This is a genomic window from Okeania sp. SIO2B3 (genome assembly GCF_010672525.1).
In the GTDB taxonomy this organism is placed as follows: domain Bacteria; phylum Cyanobacteriota; class Cyanobacteriia; order Cyanobacteriales; family Microcoleaceae; genus Okeania.
Genome location: NZ_JAAHGH010000062.1, coordinates 1 through 20,322 on the forward strand (window position 1 = coordinate 1; position 20,322 = coordinate 20,322).

The window sequence follows — 20,322 nt, forward strand, 5'->3', positions numbered from 1 at the left end:
GGCGTACAATCAAATCACCTCCAACCAGATTATCAACCATTTTTTTTGTCAAGTCAAAAAAATCCCCTTCTTTGTTTGAGCTATTGCCAGAAATTGCCAGAGATATTGACACTAGCAATCAGCTCCTATTTCTCAGTATTTGCTCTATCATACTTTTTATGCGTTGAATAAAAAGTCATGCGTATGGGCGAGTTCACCCCAATAACATAATACTACCACATTTTTTTTGACTGTGAGAATCCTATTTGCTTCCATCCTGGGGTTTTTTTGGTGCTTCACAGGATGATAATTTCTATCAGTCGGATAAATCTTCAGTTTACCGAATAATTAAGGTTTAAACCCTCTCCTTTAAAGGAGAAACAATGAATTAATTTTCCTTTTATTCAATCCTCTTCCTTTTAGGGACAGGTAATTATCAATTATCAATTATCAATTATTGAACCACTAGCTTTTGCCCCAACTAAGTCTAAAACCAAACTCCTATTTCTCAATACTTCTTCCCTAGACAACTTTTATGCATTGAATAAAAAGTCATGTATATGGGCGAGTTCACCCCAATAACATAATACTACCACATTTTTTTTGATTGTGGGAATCCTATTGCCTTCCATCCTGGGGTTTTTTGATGCTTCACAGAATGATGATTTTTACCAGTAGATAAATCTTCAATCATAGAAACTCATAATTAATAGACATCTCTAGAAAATAGGGAGCAGGGAGTAGAGAGTAGGCGGAAAGAATTAATGATTTATGTACGAGAATTAATTTGATTTTTTATTATTGGAGATGTCTAATCAAGTTGCACTTGTTAAGCTGATAACTTTATATTTAATTTTTTATTATCAAACAGGATTGGGTCGCGCAACCCCGCCTTTTAAGGCGATCGGGTTTTTGGAGAGTTGCTCAAATCCCCTACTTCCCCTCCTGGGAGGGGGAGGGGCGAGGGGTGGGTTAACTTCTGACTTCTGACTTCGTTAAAGATACCCTCAATTTTAGAACATGAAAATTGATACTATAATAATTGTACTTCTGCTCAACAATAAACATTAAAGTAACTTAACAGGACAATTATGCAATCAACAACGACTCAATTAGATACCTCAAATATGGATATGCCAAAATATGGTTTACCAGTGACAATAATTACAGGTTTTCTTGGTAGTGGTAAGACTACTTTGCTTAACCATATATTGCAAAATCAACAGGGTGTAAAAACTGCCGTTTTAGTAAATGAATTTGGAGAAATTGGTATTGATAATGAGTTAATTGTTTCTACCGATGGAGATGACACAATGGTCGAACTTAGTAATGGTTGTGTTTGCTGTACTATTAATGAAGATTTAGTTAATGCTGTTTATAAAATTTTAGAAAGACCAGACAAAATTGATTATATGGTAGTAGAAACGACTGGTGTAGCTGACCCATTACCAGTAGCTTTAACTTTTTTAGGTACTGAATTACGAGATATGACTCGCCTAGATTCAATTATTACTTTGGTTGATGCTGCTAACTACAGTCTTGATTTGTTTAATAGTCAGGCAGCATATAGTCAAATAGCTTATGGTGATATTATTTTGTTAAATAAAACTGACTTAGTTGAGGAGGCAAATTTAGACTTATTAGAAGTGAAGATTAGAGATGTTAAAAAAGATGCGAGAATTATGAGGACTAGCCAATCACAAATAGCTTTGCCGTTAATTCTAAGTGTGGGTTTGTTTGAGTCGGATAAGTATTTTGAAATAAAAGAAGAAGCTCATAGCCATGACCATGACCATGACCACGACCATGAAAATCATCACAGCCATGACCATGAACATCATCATCACGACCACGACCACGACCACGATCATCATCATTCCAACCACTTAGAAAATGATGGTTTTACTTCTATTTCTTTTCAAAGTGATAAGCCTCTTTCTCTTAAAAAATTCCAAGATTTTTTGGATAATAAATTGCCTGCAAATATTTTCCGAGCAAAGGGAATTTTGTGGTTTCAAGAAAGCCCTCTACGACATATTTTTCATTTGAGTGGTAAGCGGTTTACTATTAATGATGATGAGTGGAAAGGTACTCCTAAAAATCAGTTAGTTTTGATTGGTCAAAATTTAGACCATGATGAGTTGCGATCGCAATTAGAAGACTGTGTTATTGCTTAAAAAGTTAGGAAAAAGGAATAAGGTAATAGGTTGGAATTCTTGAAATTTCCTACAAACCAAAATATCTTTTTTATTCTCTTTCTTAGAAGTGCTATACATTAGCATTTTTTCTACGTATAAAAATGATTATAGGGAGGTTAAAAGCAATATTTAAACATTAGGAATCAGGAGCTAGAGAAATAGGATAGGGGAAAAAGGTGGAAATGTGCCATTATATTCACCATCTACCTATCTCCCTATATTTAAGTACATAAAGTACATAAATAGACACCTCAAATAATAAAAAATTAAATCAATTATTGCACTCTTATTCATCAATTCTTGGCCTCTATGACCTACAGACGTTGCATGCAACGTCCCTACCCCCTACTCCCTCTTTTCTGGTAATGCCTAAAAGATCCCAAATGGGTTCTATACATTGATTCTGCTTAAAGAACAGAATTAGGAATCGGGAAAATTATGACTCAAGATTCACCCCCATTACAATTGAGGCAATGCAGGTAAGGTGTGGTCTATTAAACCAGGGAAGTGGTAGACAAAAGTAAGTATTCTCTACTCCTGACTCCTTTCGATTGAAGATTAATTAATACAATTTATCTGTAAAAATGTGCTTAATAATTGTTGCTCAGACCTGATTATACTGATTATTCTCATCTTTATATTAGGTGTAAATTTATGGAGAAATGTTATAAGTGGTAGTGCCAAATTAATTGCACATCTTTGACAAAGGAATATATGCAATAAAAAGCAAATATAGATTTATAACTTTATGAGATTCATGTTTAGATTGAAATCCAGAAAGTAGAAAGCTTCTCAAAAGAAGAAGTCACCATAGTAATTGTCCTCAAGTTAGAGACCCATACTAATTTAGATTTATTATTCTTCCCTAGTTTCTTCTTTGTCAAAAGAAAAAATTATTTTTAACTTTTAACTTTTAACTTTTTTATTATGCGAGTTTTTATCCAAAGAGTGAATTTTTCTCAAGTAAAAGTAAATGGAGAAATTGTCGGTAAAATTGGCAAAGGGTTAAATTTACTTGTAGGTATTGCGACTACTGATACAGAAGTAGAAATAGATTGGATGGTGCGTAAATGTTTAGAGATTCGTTTATTTCCTGACCCAGATAGTAATAGTAACCGTTGGGAAAAATCAGTAAAAGATATAAATGGTGAATTGTTAATAATTAGTCAATTTACTCTTTATGGAGACTGTCGCAAAGGTCGTCGTCCATCTTTTGATAATGCAGCATCTCCTGAAGTTGCTAAACAACTTTACCAGCTATTTGTAGACCGATTAAAATTGAGTTGCTTAAAGGTAGAAACTGGTATATTTGGAGCAATGATGGAAGTTGAAATTGATAATGACGGTCCGGTAACTCTTTTGTTAGAAAGAGAAGCTACTTCAACAATTAATAATTAATAATTAATAATTAATAATTAGGGTTTGCGCTCATAAAGTCTTTTTGTTAGGGTAGGGAGTAGGCAGTAGTTAAGAGTTAGGATTTAGGGGAGTTGTAGAAGAGGTAGTCATTCATCATTGCTCCTTAGTTTTTCTCTCATCATTACCCCACGATCCTCACTTTTTCCGCTCCATCAACTGAAAAGCTGGTACTTTTTCAGTACTTAAAATTCTTCAAACCGATATCAGTTAATGCTTTGATATTTAATCAGCAAACCCTATTTAATGAAATATCTATGAATAAAACTATTTTTTCCACCACAAAAAATATTTCTATACTTAATTCTCTATTATCTGTTGCCTATTTACTTTTTCTCAAAAGGATTTTCATAACTTAAATGTAAACTCTATATAAATGTGATAAATAAAATTTCGGGTTGACGAACCAAGATAGGGGTATTTCCACACCATTTTTTTTCAATGGTCGAGACAAAATTAATGTTATAGTACTATAAGTAATGGATTTACCTAACAAACAGGTATCATGTTGATATCATAATTGTTAAATTAGGGTAGTTCTAAACTTAAAAATTTAGTTAATATAATTTCAGATTTTAAATAAGGAAAGCTATGGGATTTTTTGATTCAGAAGTAGTTCAACAGGAAGCTAAACAATTATTTGAGGATTATCAATCCTTAATTAAGGTAGGAAGTGACTATGGTAAGTTCGACCGAGAAGGTAAAAAGATTTATATTGAAAAGATGGAATCTATTATGGAGCGCTACCGAATTTTTATGAAACGTTTTGAATTATCAGAAGATTTTATGGCTCAAATGACTATGGAACAACTTAAAACTCAGTTAAATCAATTTGGCATTAGTCCTCAACAAATGTTCGATCAAATGCACACAACTTTAGAAAGAATGAAGTCAGAATTAGAAAAACATTCCTAATTGAATACAAGATAAATAACGATTTAATATGTTAAGCAAATTATTTCAAACAGTTTTTTGGGAAATTTTTTTGATTTTTTGAAGTTATAGAAATTATAGATAGAAATAAGCAGTTTTTTCGCTTTTCCGAATAACGGTATGATTTGAACCCATCATTAAGTCACTTTCAATCTATAATCATACTTGCCTATTAACAAAGTTATTTTCTTTAACCCAAGCTGTTGATTCTAGGAATTAATAAAAAAATTATCTTGCATTTTGCTATTTATTTTAGGTATTTAGTAAACACATTTTTTTTGAGATTGTCAAAAACATCAAGACAAGAAGAATTAGGAATTTATTGTTGTACTGCTTGGCTTTTAATTTAGTTTTATTTAGCAACAAACAAAAAAATTCTACTTAGACCTTTGATTCAGATTGGAAAAATTAAAAATAGAATCTATCTTAGAGATACAAACTTATAGTTTTCTTTTAGCCCACATTCCGCACTTCAATTTGTAACATGAAAATTAGTATAAAATCCGTAGCTTGCTTAAGTATTTATACTATATAAGTTATCTTCATTTACATTGATCGGGAGTCAAATTCTCAGTGAAATGTTAAGCATAAATAGGGCTTGCTGATTAAATATCAAAGCATTGACTGATATTAGTTTCAGCCTTTTTTTCCCTTTAAAAAGTGCAAGCTTTTCGGTCTAAAGAGCTGCATAAAGCTAGTATTTTGGGATGATTATGGCAGAAAAATTGACAGACAATTCTTAACTCCTACCTCCTCGCTCATTCCTATTTCTCCCCTCCCAGGAGGGGTTAGGGGTGGGTTGTCTCCTGTCTCCTGTCTCCTGTCTCCTGTCTCCTACCCCAGCAAAAAGACTTTCCATACACAAACCCTATTTAGGGATTGCTGATTAAACTTCAAAGTATTGATATATAAAGGTTTTGACTGTTTTTGGTTGAACAAAAGAGCCAGCTTTTCGGTTGCTCAAGGTCAAAAAGGAACGCATTTTGGGCAAGAGTTGGGCAGAAAAATCACTCTTACAATTCTTACTCCTACTTTCTCTATAATTCCCCTAACTCCTGACTCCTGACTCCTAACTACTCCCCTTACTTACCAAAAGACTTTTTCAGCAAGCCCTACTTATTAGACACTAAATTTATGGCCGATCAAATTTATATGCTGGAGGGAAATATTCGCGACGCTGGCCACTCAAGGCTTGATTCATAAAATCACGCCAGATCGGTGCAACAGTAGTACCACCAGTAGCACCATAATTTAGAGGCCGATAATCATCATTGCCCACCCAAACAGCCGTTGCCAACTGAGGCGTATAACCTACAAACCAAACATCTCGTTCAGAAGAAGTAGTACCAGTTTTTCCAGCGGCCTGACGACCAATCTTAGCTCTAGTAGCAGTACCTCGTTCAATTACCCCCACCAATACACTATTAAGTGACGCGACAGCCCACTGATTGAGAACCAACTTAGGTTTAGGAGTATTATCCAACAAGACATTCCCACTAGTATCTGTTACCTGCACAATAAAAGTAGTATCAGAATGCCAACCATTATTAGCAAAAGTCGCATAAGCACCCGCCATCTCCAGAGGTGTCAAATCAACCGAACCAAGTGGTAAAGAAATAACAGGTTCCATCGGACTCTTAATACCTAAAATGCGACAAACCTCAATTACCTTATTAAGTCCAACATATTGACCAATTTTCACCGCTGGTATATTCAAAGAAGACTCCAAAGCCTTACGAATACTAACAGAGCCAGAATATCCACCACCATAATTTCGAGGAGAGTAATAACCATTACCATCTGGATAACTAACTCGAGTATCAGACACAACCGAATATGGAGAATATCTACCCGAAGCAAAAGCGGTGTAATAAACAAAAGGCTTAAAAGCAGAACCTGGTTGCCTGCGAGCTTGAACAGCACGATTATATTGACTACTCTTAAAATCTGCCCCACCAACCATTGCCCGCACAAAGTGGGTGCGTGGGTCAACTGCCACTAATGCCATTTGACCTTTGTCCCAACTCCGATAAACCCGACGGTAATATAAGATTTCATGCCATTCAGTCACAGTTCTTTCAGCCATCCGTTGGAAATTCATATCAATGGTCGTTTGTATCCGCATTCCTCCCTTGAGAACAGCATCTTTACCAAACCTCTCAGTTAACTCCTGAACAACTGCCTCAGTAATATAAGGAAGTTCACTCTGGCGAAAAGAGGTAACTTTACCCACTAATAATGGTTGCTTGAGAGCCTCTGCTTCCTCTTCAGCAGTAATCCAATTAAGTTCACGCAGTCTTGCTAAAACAGTGGCTTGGCGTTGCTTGGACTTTTGGTAATTGATAAATGGACTATACTCTTCTGGCGCAGGAATCATACCTGCCATCAAGGCAGCTTCAGCCAAAGTTAAATCCTTGGAGGATTTATTAAAATAGCTTTTCGCTGCAGTCTCAACTCCATAGAGATTATGACCCCAGTAAATTTGGTTGAGGTATAATTCTAAAATTTCGTTTTTATCGAGAATTTGTTCCATCCTAATTGCCAAAACTGCTTCAGCCACTTTCCTACTTAGTTTGGCTGTTGGGGAGAGAAACAAATTTTTCACCAACTGCATAGTTACGGTAGAACCACCTTCAACTGTTCTACCCCGCTCTAAGTTGGCCACAAAAGCACGCATAATTCCGATAGGATAGATTCCGTAGTGATTGTAGAAGTTACTATCCTCGATCGCTAGAACTGCTCGTTTTAAGTCTGGAGAAATTTGGTTTAGGGGTATGACTTCTCGGTTGGCCTCGTCGTGGAGACTTGCCAATGGTCTACCTTTAACATCATATATATGAGTTGTTTCTGAAGGTGTGTAATTTTTTAGTACTCGAACATCCGGAAGATTACGAAAGCTGATTGCTAAACCTACCAGTCCACCAGCTACTAATGAGCTAGTCAGCATGGTGATGCCTAGTACAGTACCTGCTGTCACCTTACTGACAGATTGAACAAATCCGAAGACTGGTGAAATTTCAGACTGAGATTTTGTAGTTTGCTTATGTGGGAGGGCGTTGGTGGACACTTTTATTTAACTTCCTTGACGAAATTTCAAATTTTAGAGCTAGTAATTGTTTAGGTGTTAGATATATTTTTAGAGATTAATTGATTATCAGGACTTATGCATGAGGTAGAACTAGGATTTGAGATTGCTTCCCTGTGGGTTGCTTTGGACGAAAATACATTGCACTGCGTAAGTCCTAATTAGGGTTTGCTGATTAAATCTAAAAGTATTGACATATAAAGACAAGTGCCTTTTTGGTGTCGAAAAAAATGCGCCTATTTCAGTCATTAATGCTCAAAAAGGAGCGTACTTTAGGTGCTATAGTTGGGCAGAAAAATCTTGGGACAAAACTTAGCTCCTACCTCCTCGAAATTCCCATTTCTCCCCTCCTGGGAGGGGTTAGGGGTGGGTTGTCTCCTGTCTCCTGCCTCTTGTCTTCTGTCTCCTGTCTCCTACCCTAGCAAAAAGACTTTATTGAGCAAACCCTAATTATATTAGAGAATTTTACTGTTCATAGCTGGCAACCTCTCGACTTAATTAATTGGTCAGCTAGAAGTGATAGTTGATGGTGTCTTAATTTATTGAGCTTAAAAAACTAAATTTCAAATTTTAGAGCTAGTAATTGTTTAGGTGTTAGATATATTTTTAGAGGTTAACTGATTATATTTGGCAATTCTAATGCCCATAGCTCGTAACCTCTCGACGGAATTAATTGGTCAGCTAGCAGCGAGAGTCGATAGTGTCTTAATTTATTGAGCTTACAAAGTAGATTAAGTATTTGAAGAAGGAAAAAGTAAGGACCGAATGACTGGAAAAGTGGATGGGGATACTGAAAAGTTGCTACTCCGCATCTACAAACCCCAATCAATTGTAGACACAGGGCGTGACGGTGGGGTATTAAACCCATAAGTAAAAAGGTCAAAGAATAAGGTTGAATTATACTCATAAATAATTTATGTTACTTTAGCACTCCTAAAATTATTAAGGAGGCTTAAACACAATAGACATAGGCGTGATCATCAAACATCAAATCAATTATCGCGTAAAAATCATCAATTCTTTTCCCTCTACTCCATACTCCCTACTCCCTCTTTTCCCGATAGGTCTAATAGTTTTTACAAAATCTACTGAACGTTTCTATAATATTTTACTTAGATATCATTGGGCAGTTGAGTTTTTGACATCCTCCCCGGCCTAAAGACACGGGGATTCCTACCGAGCCGTAGCTCCTCGGCGAGTTGACATCTCACAGGCTGCTGCTACTTTGGCAGTAGTCTCATGCTTGCCTCCATGTCCGTTTAATGTCTCGGATTGCCCACCCGCGACTAATATATTTCTTGCTGCATTTTCGTCTCTATCGTGCTTACTTCCGCAATTTAAACATTCCCACTCACGAATTGATAAATCTAATCTTCCACCCTTAAATCCACAACTAGAACAAGTTTGGGATGTGGGTTCCCAACGGCTAATCACCCTAAAATCACGACCGTATTTTTCTGCTTTTCCTTCTAAAAATGTCCTAAATTGCCTCCAACCTAAATCAGAAATAGCTCTAGATAATTTCCGATTTTTAACAATTCCTGAAACATTCAAATCCTCTAAAACAATTGTTTGGTTTTCACGAATTATTTCAGTAGATAATTTATGTAGAAAATCTATTCTTGTATCTTTCAGTTTAGCATGAAATTTAGCTATTTTCAGTCTAGCTTTTTCATGACGATTTGTACCTTTAGCTTTCTTAGATAATGATTTACTTAACTTTCGATATTTATTGATTCGTTTCTTTAGTGGTTTTGGTGCATCAATTTTTTGACCATTACTCAAAGTAGCAAAAGTTTTAATTCCTAAATCTATACCTACTGAATTATCAGTTTTAGGTAAGGTTTCAGGCAAAATTTCTACTACAAAACTTAAGAAATATCTGTTAGCTGAATCTTTGATTATTGTTACTGATGATGGAACATTTGGTAGTTCCCTTGACCAGACAATTTTCAGCTTTCCTATTTTGGCTAAATACACCTTATGCTGGCCAACTTTAAATCCACCTTTTGTAAACCTTGCAGTCTGTCTTGACTTTCTAGTTTTGAATTTAGGAGGTTTAACAGGTCTGCCCTTTCTCTTACCTTGAGTTGATTTAAAAAAGTTTTGATAAGCCTGGTTTAAATCATTCAAAGATTGCTGTAGTGGTATAGCAGAAACCTCTGATAACCATTCTCTGTATTCAGTTTTTTTAGCTTGAGTAATAAACTGTTTTTGTAGCTCAGAGTTAATAGGTTTCTTCTCTCCAGATTTGTACTTTTCCTGACAGCAAGCTAGACTATCATTCCAGACAACACGGACACAACCAAATAGCCTTGCTAATCGGTATTTTTGTCCCAATGTTGGATATATACGGTACTTAAATCTTGCTTTCATAAAATGACTTTTGAACTAACAATATGATAACATAACCTGTGGCAAAAATAAACTAAAAAGTCGCCCTAGAAGGGCGAGGCTTTAAACCCAATTTTTCGGTAAACTGTTCAGCGTTTAAACTATATAATCCAATTTTTGTCAAAGGGGATAGAGAATATAGAATTTAAATGTGTCTTAGCTGACTAAAGACTAAATATTAGGATTGATTGATAATTTAAACCATAGTTACTCTAAATTTAATTTACCCCCTAAAGTCAAGCTATATAAATGAACTTAAATTAAATGATGACTGATAAATTTACATGGCTGCGTCGTGGCATCAGCGAAATTTTCCCAGATCGACCAGATTCTACAGACCCCGATGAAAACTTATTGCAAAGATTGGCCAAGTCAGACCGTCCTTTACGAGTTAAATTAGGAATTGACCCCACAGGGGCAGATATCCATTTAGGTCATAGTATTCCGGTTCGCAAACTCCGAGCATTTCAGGATGCTGGACATACAGCAGTATTAATCATCGGAGATTTTACTGCAAGAATTGGCGACCCCACAGGGAAATCTGAAGTCCGAAAACAGTTAACTTCTGAACAGGTGCAGGAAAATGCCAAAACTTATTTAGAGCAAGTCCGGCCTATATTAGATTTTGACACGCCAGGGCGCTTAGAAATTCGCTACAACTCAGAATGGCTCTCTAAATTAGACTTGGCAAATATTCTGGAACTTTTGGCAACAATGACGGTGGGGCAGATGTTGGCTAAGGAGGGTTTTGCTCTTCGTTATCAGCAGGAAAGCCCTATCTATATCCATGAATTTCTTTATCCTTTGATGCAAGGTTATGATTCTGTGGCTGTGGATGCTGATGTGGAGTTGGGGGGTACAGACCAAAAGTTTAATATTGCTGTGGGACGAGATTTACAACGGCATTTTGGTAAAAAAACTCAGTTTGGTCTATTGATGCCAATTTTGTTGGGGACTGATGGGGTACAGAAAATGTCTAAGTCTCTGGGAAATTATGTGGGTTTATCGGAAGACTCTCTGAGTATGTATTCTAAGTTGGAAAAAATTCCTGATGACCAGATAGAGCAGTATTTTGAACTATTGACTGATTTATCTCTTGATGAATTGCCGGAAAATCCTCGTGACAGACAAAAATTGTTGGCCTTGGATATTGCATCTCAGTACCACGGTAGGGAAGCTGCTTTGTTAGCTCAAAAAACGGCTATGGAAATAGTGCTTGAGGGAGATATGAGTCAAGCTCAAGCAGTACCAGAGTTTTCTTTGGCGACTGTGGAGTTTCCAGCGAAGTTGTTTTATGTTGTTAGTGCTAGTGGTTTATGTAAAAGTAGCTCTGAAGCTAGGAAAAAAATTGCCGGAGGAGCTGTTCGTTTGGATGACGACCGTATTTCAGACCAGAATTTGACTTTTGATTCCCCGGCAGACCTTGATGGTAAGGTTCTACGAGTGGGTAAGAAAAATTTTGTCCGTTTGGTGAAGGATTAATCAATACTTTTGTTGAGACTCATAGTCTGAAAAAATCAGTAGAGAGAAATTCTGACTCACACCGAGATAAATTCTCTAGGTAGAAATGACTCAAAACTGTAACGTCTTAGTTTTTTGTTTCATTGCCCAGAAATAGACAACTGAAAATTAATTAATACTTTTGCTCAGGCTCCAAGTCGGAAAAATTCAGTAGAGAGAAATTCTGACTCACACCGAGATAAATTCTCTAGGTAGAAATGACTCAAAACTGTAACGTCTTAGTTTTTTGTTTCATTGCCCAGAAATAGACAACTGAAAATTAATTAATACTTTTGCTCAGGCTCCAAGTCGGAAAAATTCAGTAGACAACAATTCTGACTCACACCGAGAGAAAATCTCTAGGTGGAAATGACTCAAAACTGTAACGTCTTAGTTTTTTTTGTTTCATTGCTCAGAAATAGACAACTGAAAATTAATTAATACTTTTGCTTAGACTCAAAGTCTGAACAAGTCAGTAGATAAAAATTCTGACTCACACCGAGAGAAAATCTCTAGGTGGAAATGACTCAAAACTGTAACGTCTTAGTTTTTTTGTTTCATTGCTCAGAAATAGACAACTGAAAATTAATTAATACTTTTGCTTAGACTCAAAGTCTGAACAAGTCAGTAGATAAAAATTCTGACTCACACCGAGAAAAATTCTCTAGGTGGAAATAACTCAAAACTACAACGTCTTAGTTTTTTGTTTGAATGCCGAAAAATAGACAACTGAGAATTAATCAATACTTTTGCTGAGACTCACAGTCGGAAAAATTCAGTAGACAACAATTCTGACTCACACCGAGAAAAATTCTCTAGGTGGAAATAACTCAAAACTACAACGTCTTAGTTTTTTGTTTGAATGCCGAAAAATAGACAACTGAGAATTAATCAATACTTTTGCTGAGACTCACAGTCGGAAAAATTCAGTAGACAACAATTCTGACTCACACTGAGAGAAAGTCTTGAGGTGTAAATGACTCAAAACTACAACGTCTTAGTTTTTTGTTTGAATACCGAAAAATAGACAACTGAGAATTAATCAATACTTTTGCTGAGACTCACAGTCTGAACAAAAATGTAGACGATTGAGAATTGTGCAGAATATTCTCCAAGTACTTAAACTAATAACTTTTCAATTGTAACGAAAGTGATGAGTATTAATAAAATTATCGTTCCGTTGGATGTTCCAACTGAGGCAGCAGCGATCGCTCTGATAGACCAATTACCGGAAATAATCTGGTGGAAGGTTGGTCTAGAATTGTTTGTTAGTTGTGGCCCTAAAATTCTCTCAATTCTCAAAGAACGTCAGAAGCGGATTTTTCTGGATTTAAAGTTTCACGATATTCCTAATACTGTTGCTGGAGCTTGTCGAGCTGCTGCTAGTTATGGTGTCGATTTGTTGACCATCCATGCTACTGCTGGCAGAGTGGCTTTGACTGCTGCTCAAGATGCTGTTGTGGAAGGGGCAAAGGCTACAGGAGAAAACCCACCCAGGTTAATTGCTATTACTATTTTGACCAGTTTGACTTCTCGTGATGTGGCTTTTGACCTCAAAATTCCTCTGGAATTGCCAGAGTATGCTTTACAGATGGCATTGTTGGCTCAGGAATCTGGTTTAGGTGGGGCGGTTTGTTCTCCTCAAGAGGTGGAACAGTTGAGGCGGGTTTGTGGTGATGATTTTTTGTTGGTTTGTCCGGGAGTGAGGCCAACTTGGGCAGAGAAAGGAGACCAGAAGCGATCGCTTACTCCTGGTCAGGCTATTAAGGCTGGTGCTGATTATCTTGTTATTGGCCGACCTATTACTGCTGCTACTGACCCAAAAAAGGCTTTAGAGCGCATTTGTCAGGAAATTTAAAGGGCGTTTTATTCAAAGTATTGCTATGTTTGATGCTCGATTGTTTCAAACGTAACTTCAGGTAAATAGTACTATATTTGGGTTGAATAAAAAGTCATGCGTAGGTACGAACGCATCCTAATGATTACATATTATCAAAATTTTTGGCAGAATGCAAGGCTAAATATCTTTCGATTTTTCTGAGCTTCACAAAATGAAAGATAGCTTTCACTTCTAATACTAAGCGTGATAAATGTTTGCTACAAATAGCTAGGGTATTTCTTAGGAGTTAGGAGTCGTATAGGAATGGCTTCAATAACAGTTTTAGGTCAGAAATTCTCTTTTTTCTCAAAGGAACATATCCTATATGTGTCTTTTAGTTATACCTATTATTTGTAATATTCTTTTTTCAAAATGGTATAACCTACCCCGGATAACAATTACAAAAATATTGCTATAGCAGTTGCCATTAATGTTAGGAAATTCTCAAATCCTCAAACTTATTAAATTATTAGGAAAAACTACTGAACAGTAAATATTTTTCATACATGATAACTTTCAGGGAAATATCAATCTGAAAATACTAAAGTTGAATGCTATTTTATTTGAAAATATTCATTTCTATAATCACGATTATTAGTACAGTTAGTAACGATTTATCTTTATCTAATTCCCTATTTTTGACCATTGACAATTATTGGATGGTCAGAAAAAGACGACCTAGAAAACCTAGAATAGAAAGAATAGAATCAACTGAGCCACTCAAACAAAAATCTACTTGCCCGGAAAATTATGACGATTTAGAAATTCTAGCCACAGATTTAATATTAGATTTACCAGGTTATGTTAATCGTGAAATTCAACGCGATCGCCAATCAAATGAAGATTATTTAGAACGGAATATAGTTATAGCAGGTCGTCCTGAGTTTGAACCTTTACCGATAGATAATATGCCTTTTTTTCAGGAGGATATTAATCAAATTTTTCTGACAACTTTAGAAAGGCAATATCGAGATAGTAAGGTAGTTGAATTACAAAAATTTCATTGGTTATTTCTGAGGAAAAGTCAGAGACAATGGGAGTTAGTTAATATGTTTTCTATAGAAGAAAGTTTCCCAGAAAATTTACCACCACAACCAGAAGATAGTAGTAATGGAGTATTTGCTAGAGGTATTAGAGTTTGGTTAGAAAAATGTTATTTTGAAGATAGGAGCCAGGACACAGAATGAGGAATGATATAGCAGAAGGAAGAAAGCGTTTAGTTATCTACAACAGAAGGAAAAATCTGTTTTTTTCTTAGTTTTAAGCTTTTGATATGTCAAATATAGTAATGGTGACTGCTATATTTTATAGTCATTTAAAATAAGAATGACACATTTTTTCGACTGAAACTATTTCCAGGCAAGAAATGCTTGTCTCAATCTAAACTAAAATAACTATATCTTTGATAGTTTAATTTGTGGGATTTTTTATTGGTAACTTAATTAGAATTTGCTAATTAACTCTAAAAGCCTTCTTATTTTACGAAAAAAATGCAGTTTTCTTACTGTTTTTTTACTCCAAAAATCTGAAAATAATCACATTTTAAACAAACCTAAAAATACAAATTTAAGACGTAAGCATTCAGCTATCAGCCACAAGATTATCTCCTTAAGAACAGTGTTTAAATCAATATATATTTGAAGGGCAAGGAAAGCAACTTTTGTAGTTAAGACAATTAGTAAAGCTTTTCTCCTAAACTATAGCAATATGATTTGAGTTGTGAGATATTGAAAATTTTTAGGGAACAGGAAAAAGGGAACAGGGGACAGAGAAGAAGACAAAAACGTATCATATAAAAATAATAATTGCTATATTCTATACTTTTAAGGAACATCTCAATTCTCACAACTGATTCCTGATTGCTATAAAAGTAATAGCTGATAGCTAATGTTAGCTAATGGCTGACAGCTGAATGCTTACTTTAAGACAATTATTTATACTAAATCATGAATCGGTATCCCTGACTCCTACCCAGGCAAAAAGACTGTTTCAGCAAACCCTAATCATGGCTATTTTCAAAGTAAAAGTTAAACCAAATTCTCAACAACAAAGTATTGAAGCAGAAGTAGATGGCAGTTTCAAAATATGTTTGAAGTCTCCACCAGTAGATGGTAAAGCTAATCAAGAATTAATCAAACTATTGGCAAAAAAGTTTAATGTGAAAAAATCAGAAATTACAATTAAATCGGGTTTATCTTCAAAGAGTAAATTGATTGAAATACCTCTACCAGAAATTTAACAAATTATTCTGTGTCTAAAGAGGCTAATTCTTAGGCAGTCTTACACACAGTTTTAATTAGTTGGGGTGAATTCCTCGACTTTTTCTAGCTCCTTGTTCAAAAATCTATAGAATTATTTTCACCTTCTAATTCATGTAATTTTTGTTTAACTGCCTGAATATCTTGCCACATTAACCACTTTGGTTTCCCCGGTTCCCTAGAAGGATTACGCAAAAGATAAGCTGGATGAAAAATGGGCATACAAAGTCGCCCTTCCCACTCCAGCCATTGGCCTCTTATTTTAGTTATACCCCGTTTCTCACCAGTCAAAGCTTTAACTGCCGTTGCTCCAGTTAAAAGAATAATTTTCGGGTCTACAAGACGTATTTGCTCTAGTAAGTATGGTTTACAAGCTTCTATTTCTTGAGTTGTCGGAGTCCGATTTTCTGGTGGCCGACATCTAATAGCATTAGAAATATAAACGTGGCGATCGCTACTTAGCTCCACCGACTCCAAAATTTTGTCCAGCAGTTGCCCAGACCTACCAACGAATGGTAAGCCTTGTTCGTCTTCATTTTGACCGGGTGCTTCCCCTATAATCATAATTTTTGCCTGGGGGTTGCCTCTACCAATGACAGCGTTAGTACGGTTTTCTCCTAGTTTACATCTGCAACATTGGTTACAATGAACTGCTATTTGCTCCATTGTTTGATATGTTTCTGATGGAATGGGAATTTTAGCATCTGTGGGAATGAGCTTGGAGTCGAAGTCAGAATCAGAGGTAGATTCCTCAGAATAATTATTGTTTGACCAGTCAAAGAGACTCAGTTGTTTTTCGTTAGACATGAAAGGAGATTTAGGAATAAACTGCCACTATGTGTTTAATCTAAAGTTTTGGGGTAAATACAGAAAGCGAAAACTTATCTAAAGTTTATCAAAATTACTCATAAATATAGCTATAAAACTAAAATGGGTAATTTTTCTCAGTTGTTTATCCATTGAGTAGTTATCAGCTACAATTTAAGATATGAAGCTAGTTGAACGTCATGTTATCAGCAAATCACATGATTTGTGGTCACAAGCTGACCACAAGGCTTTTTTGTCAAAAAATCTGTTTAACTTAGCCAATTACCATTATCGTCAATATTTCTTTTCTGATCGAAAGAAATTAAATTTTAATGAACTTTATCACAAGGTATCTAAAAGTGACGATTATCAAGCTTTACCGACCAAAGTAAGTAAGCAAATAATCAGAAGATTAGACTCAGCTTGGAATAGCTATTTTGCAGCTTTAAGAGAGTGGAAAAAACAGCCAAACAAATTTTTAGGAAAACCAAAAATCCCCAAATATAAACATAAAACAAAAGGCCGAAATATTCTGCCCTATCCTAATGAATCAATTTACAAAAAAAACTTAAAAAAAGGAATTTGTCATCTGTCGATGAGTGAAATAAAAATTCCCACTTCACAGACAGAAATAATAGAAGCCAGAATCATCCCCAAAAGTAGCTGTTATCTTATAGAAATAGTCTATGAAAAAGCGGAGGAAATTACAGAAAATCAACAAATAGCAGGAGTAGATTTAGGCGTAAATAATTTAATAGCTGTAACGACAAATCAAACAGGAGTATCACCTTTTTTGATAAAAGGCAGACCATTAAAAGCCATTAACACATTTTATAATAAACAGCGCTCTTCTTTACAATCTCAATTAAATAATCAAAATCATTCTCATCGGTTAAAAAAATTAACTCACAAACGAAATTGTCGAGTAGAAAACTATCTCCATACAGCAAGTAAAAGAGTAATAGATTGGTGTGTCAAACATGAAATAGGCCAATTAATTATTGGGCATAATCAGACTTGGAAACAAGAGGTAAAATTAGGTAAAAAGAATAATCAACAATTTGTGAATATCCCTCATTATAAGTTAATAGAGATATTAACATATAAAGCCCAATTAAGAGGGATAAAAGTAATAATTACAGAAGAATCTTATACATCTCAGTCGAGCTGTTTAGATGGGGATGATTTACCAAAATATGGAGATAAAAAACCGAAATTTAGTGGAAGAAGAGTAACAAGAGGGTTGTATAAAACCAGGGAAAATAAATTATTAAATGCAGATGTCAATGGCTCGTTGAATATTATTAAAAAAGTAATTCCTGATGTCTTTGACCAAGGAATAAAGGGTTTGCCGTTTAACCCTGTGGTGGTCGATCCACTACGAGCAACTAAGCTTTCAGATTTTTGAGTAAGTTTAGTTGAGCGGTAGAAAGTCTCAACTTAAAGGCCATTAGGTAAAATATAAGTGTCAGTAGCTGGAGAAAATTATGTCATCTATTCCCATATTTCGAGACCGCACTGATGCTGGAGAAAAATTGGCCGAGGTTATTTTTTCAGATTTTTGTCAAATGAGTTTGACTACTGAGTGGATGATTAAGCCTATTGTCTATGGTCTACCAAGAGGGGGGTTGCCAGTAGCAGTAACTATTGCGCGTCGGTTGGGTTGTCCTTTGAGTGTGGTGGTGGCGAAGAAAATTACTTTACCGGATAATCCAGAATTGGCTCTTGGTGCTGTGACAGCGGATGGTTGTATAGTTTGGTCGAGGCACAAACCACGCAATTTACAAGTCCAAAAGACTATAATTGAAAGAGCAAGGGAAAAAGCACAGTCTCAATTAGAATGTCTTAGTGGTGGAAAGCCTGAAGTTATTCCTCTAGGTAGGTTAGTAATTTTAGTTGATGACGGAATAGCTACGGGTATGACTATGGTAGCTGCATTAAAGTCTATTAAGTTGCAGAAGCCGAATGCTGTCTGGATATCTGTGCCAGTTGCCCCTCCAGAATTGATTAAATCTTTGGAAGATTGTTGCGATCGCTTAATTGTATTGGAAACTCCTCAGCCTTTTTTGAGTGTGAGTCGATTTTATGCTGAGTTTTCTCAGGTGGAAATGGAGGTTGCTTTGGCTTGTCTCCAGCAACAGAATGAGTGGTTATGATAGGGCAGGGGGAGTAGGGAATAAGCAAAAAATATTTACTCTGTCAAAAGTCCATTTATTGTACCTCACGGGCAACGGGAAGCGCTGTAATAATTTGGAACTGGAGAAATATTTTTAGATGATTTAATCATCTAAGTTAAATATAGCGACAAATAACAAATTATTTAGATATTCAGTTTATGAAAAAGTATTTTTGTGATAGGAGTACAATTTATTTTTTCGCTGTAAAGTATCGTTGTGCTATTCGAAAACATCATGCCTGTTAGTATCGTTTATATAAAAACTGAGTAAATTTCCTTATACCAATTCTGGAGTTGAAAAACTCGTTTTTAAATATTGACTAAATTTTATTATATCAATGATTTATACTTTATAAATAACATAAATAGCAGATGGTATGAAAACCAGATTTGGTATTATTTAAAATCTTCTTTCCTCTTTCTTGATTGTGAGTTAAGATGGTTGAACTATTTATAATACTGATGCTACCGGATTTGAGATCAGACCAATTCCTAAAAATAATGCGATTCTTATTGAAGACTCTAGTTATTCAGTAATAATAATTGTTCAGTAATATTTTTAGTAATTATTTGTATGAAGTTAAGATATCTTATTGGTTATTTACCGAAAATTTTTGTCTAAAGCCTCTCCATTTTAAAGGAATAAACAGCGGTCGAGATATGGCAAGGAAAACTCACCATATCTAATCGACTAAGAGAACATATGTCAAGCTTCCTTATTGCAGAGGTACTGATAACTGATAACTGAAATGACCTACTCCCGGCCTTTATGCTCTCAAGAAGATGTAGCAAAAATTGGTAAGATTTGATATAACACAAAAAAAATAGTAAAAGATAAATTTATTATTCCAGAAATTTTTTTAAGATTAACTGTATCAACTAGCCAGGAAAATAATTGCTAATAAAATACAAATGCCATTAATTTATTTTATGGTAATTAGTCGAAATTTTGTGATTTTATTTGATGTCAAAAATATGAGAATTTTACAACTGTGGTGGCAAAATATTAGGAGTGGCATACAATATAATCCACCTGGTTTTGTCGAGTTAATAATGTTAGTCTTTGCCATAGTATTATTATTGTGTTGGAGTGTTACAGATAAATGGCAATATTTAGTATTATGTCTGAGTTATGTAATGGGTTCTTCTATTTCTATTTTAGTGAGAGAAGCACTGGCATCATCTCCTCAAATACAGGCTTCCCAATTCACAGCTATACTATTGTTAATTCTTAGCACTTATAGTTTTGCTGATTTAATTCGTTGAGAATAAAATTTTTAACGAATTAAGCATAAATAGGAAGGAAAAACTTTTCTTCGAGGGTATTTTTTCTTTACTTGAGGGGAAAAGAGGAAATGAATAAGGTTGACTAATTTTTTGACTTTACATTCCACTTTCTATAGGTGCTAACTTTAGGGAGTAAGGTGGAAATTTTTCTACTTTTTAAAGTTGCTTATATTCAGTTAGGGTAAAATTTCTAACTAAATACTTACTTTTCTAAAGGGAGAAATAGGGTGACGCTACCCCCGCTATAAATTTCATTTTAGCGGTTGAAAATTAGTGGTGATTAACAATCTCCGACTAATTGTAATTTCTGACTTTCGGTCCAAACACACTTCTGACTTCTTGAACTTCCATACTTTGTAAGGATGTTGTCTGCAACTTTGTATATCCAGAAATTAACAAACTACTGTATA

At 35.1% G+C, this 20,322-nt stretch carries 13 protein-coding genes; 10 read left to right on the forward strand and 3 right to left on the reverse strand.

Going from position 1 to position 20,322, the window contains the following annotated elements:
* The first annotated feature begins 1,070 nt into the window (after positions 1–1,070).
* From F6K15_RS26510 to F6K15_RS26520, 3 genes are all read left to right on the forward strand, one after another.
* Complete coding sequence (locus F6K15_RS26510; protein ID WP_293066579.1) at positions 1,071–2,156, forward strand: GTP-binding protein; 1,086 nt, start codon at positions 1,071–1,073, stop codon at positions 2,154–2,156.
* Positions 2,157–3,104: 948 nt separating this feature from the next.
* Entirely contained in the window at positions 3,105–3,575 is a 471-nt protein-coding gene (gene dtd / locus F6K15_RS26515) for a D-aminoacyl-tRNA deacylase (RefSeq protein ID WP_293066581.1), read from the forward strand.
* Between the two features lie 609 nt (positions 3,576–4,184).
* Positions 4,185–4,508: a DUF1825 family protein gene (locus F6K15_RS26520; RefSeq protein WP_293066584.1), complete on the forward strand. Its 324-nt coding sequence runs from the start codon at positions 4,185–4,187 to the stop codon at positions 4,506–4,508.
* Positions 4,509–5,658: 1,150 nt separating this feature from the next.
* Here the strand turns inward: F6K15_RS26520 and F6K15_RS26525 are convergent.
* A complete protein-coding gene (locus F6K15_RS26525; RefSeq protein ID WP_293066587.1) occupies positions 5,659–7,593 on the reverse strand; it encodes a transglycosylase domain-containing protein in 1,935 nt (644 codons plus the stop codon).
* A 1,191-nt stretch (positions 7,594–8,784) separates the two neighbouring features.
* Positions 8,785–9,987: an RNA-guided endonuclease TnpB family protein gene (locus F6K15_RS26530; protein WP_293066590.1), complete on the reverse strand. Its 1,203-nt coding sequence runs from the start codon at positions 9,985–9,987 to the stop codon at positions 8,785–8,787.
* 282 nt (positions 9,988–10,269) lie between these two features.
* On the opposite strand from F6K15_RS26530, the gene tyrS reads away from it, so the two are divergent.
* From tyrS to F6K15_RS26550, 4 genes are all read left to right on the forward strand, one after another.
* Positions 10,270–11,487, forward strand: a complete 1,218-nt coding sequence (gene tyrS, locus F6K15_RS26535; RefSeq protein WP_293066593.1) for a tyrosine--tRNA ligase — start codon at positions 10,270–10,272, stop codon at positions 11,485–11,487.
* A gap of 1,171 nt (positions 11,488–12,658) precedes the next feature.
* Positions 12,659–13,363, forward strand: coding sequence for an orotidine-5'-phosphate decarboxylase (gene pyrF / locus F6K15_RS26540; protein ID WP_293066596.1), 705 nt, complete (start codon positions 12,659–12,661; stop codon positions 13,361–13,363).
* A 572-nt stretch (positions 13,364–13,935) separates the two neighbouring features.
* Positions 13,936–14,571, forward strand: coding sequence for a hypothetical protein (locus tag F6K15_RS26545; protein WP_293066598.1), 636 nt, complete (start codon positions 13,936–13,938; stop codon positions 14,569–14,571).
* 818 nt (positions 14,572–15,389) lie between these two features.
* Positions 15,390–15,623: a DUF167 domain-containing protein gene (locus F6K15_RS26550; RefSeq protein ID WP_293066600.1), complete on the forward strand. Its 234-nt coding sequence runs from the start codon at positions 15,390–15,392 to the stop codon at positions 15,621–15,623.
* A 97-nt stretch (positions 15,624–15,720) separates the two neighbouring features.
* On the opposite strand, the gene F6K15_RS26555 is transcribed toward F6K15_RS26550, so the two are convergent.
* Positions 15,721–16,449 (reverse strand): uracil-DNA glycosylase family protein, encoded by a 729-nt coding sequence (locus tag F6K15_RS26555; protein WP_293066603.1) that lies wholly within the window; start codon positions 16,447–16,449, stop codon positions 15,721–15,723.
* Positions 16,450–16,630: 181 nt separating this feature from the next.
* On the opposite strand from F6K15_RS26555, the gene F6K15_RS26560 reads away from it, so the two are divergent.
* The 3 genes from F6K15_RS26560 (at position 16,631) to F6K15_RS26570 (ending at position 19,891) form a co-directional block, all read left to right on the forward strand.
* Positions 16,631–17,857 (forward strand): transposase, encoded by a 1,227-nt coding sequence (locus F6K15_RS26560; protein ID WP_293066606.1) that lies wholly within the window; start codon positions 16,631–16,633, stop codon positions 17,855–17,857.
* A 79-nt stretch (positions 17,858–17,936) separates the two neighbouring features.
* Entirely contained in the window at positions 17,937–18,605 is a 669-nt protein-coding gene (locus F6K15_RS26565; RefSeq protein WP_293066608.1) for a phosphoribosyltransferase, read from the forward strand.
* 932 nt (positions 18,606–19,537) lie between these two features.
* Positions 19,538–19,891, forward strand: a complete 354-nt coding sequence (locus F6K15_RS26570) for a hypothetical protein (protein ID WP_363268767.1) — start codon at positions 19,538–19,540, stop codon at positions 19,889–19,891.
* The last annotated feature ends 431 nt before the right edge of the window (positions 19,892–20,322 follow it).

Excerpts from the sequence above, each read along its gene's own strand:
- F6K15_RS26555 (WP_293066603.1), bottom strand. The coding sequence starts at position 16,449 with ATGTCTAACGAAAAACAACTGAGTCTCTTTGACTGGTCAAACAATAAT.
- tyrS (WP_293066593.1), top strand. The coding sequence starts at position 10,270 with ATGATGACTGATAAATTTACATGGCTGCGTCGTGGCATCAGCGAAATT.
- F6K15_RS26510 (WP_293066579.1), top strand. The coding sequence starts at position 1,071 with ATGCAATCAACAACGACTCAATTAGATACCTCAAATATGGATATGCCA.
- F6K15_RS26565 (WP_293066608.1), top strand. The coding sequence starts at position 17,937 with ATGTCATCTATTCCCATATTTCGAGACCGCACTGATGCTGGAGAAAAA.
- dtd (WP_293066581.1), top strand. The coding sequence starts at position 3,105 with ATGCGAGTTTTTATCCAAAGAGTGAATTTTTCTCAAGTAAAAGTAAAT.
- pyrF (WP_293066596.1), top strand. The coding sequence starts at position 12,659 with ATGAGTATTAATAAAATTATCGTTCCGTTGGATGTTCCAACTGAGGCA.
- F6K15_RS26520 (WP_293066584.1), top strand. The coding sequence starts at position 4,185 with ATGGGATTTTTTGATTCAGAAGTAGTTCAACAGGAAGCTAAACAATTA.
- F6K15_RS26570 (WP_363268767.1), top strand. The coding sequence starts at position 19,538 with ATGCCATTAATTTATTTTATGGTAATTAGTCGAAATTTTGTGATTTTA.
- F6K15_RS26560 (WP_293066606.1), top strand. The coding sequence starts at position 16,631 with ATGAAGCTAGTTGAACGTCATGTTATCAGCAAATCACATGATTTGTGG.
- F6K15_RS26530 (WP_293066590.1), bottom strand. The coding sequence starts at position 9,987 with ATGAAAGCAAGATTTAAGTACCGTATATATCCAACATTGGGACAAAAA.
- F6K15_RS26545 (WP_293066598.1), top strand. The coding sequence starts at position 13,936 with ATGCTATTTTATTTGAAAATATTCATTTCTATAATCACGATTATTAGT.
- F6K15_RS26550 (WP_293066600.1), top strand. The coding sequence starts at position 15,390 with ATGGCTATTTTCAAAGTAAAAGTTAAACCAAATTCTCAACAACAAAGT.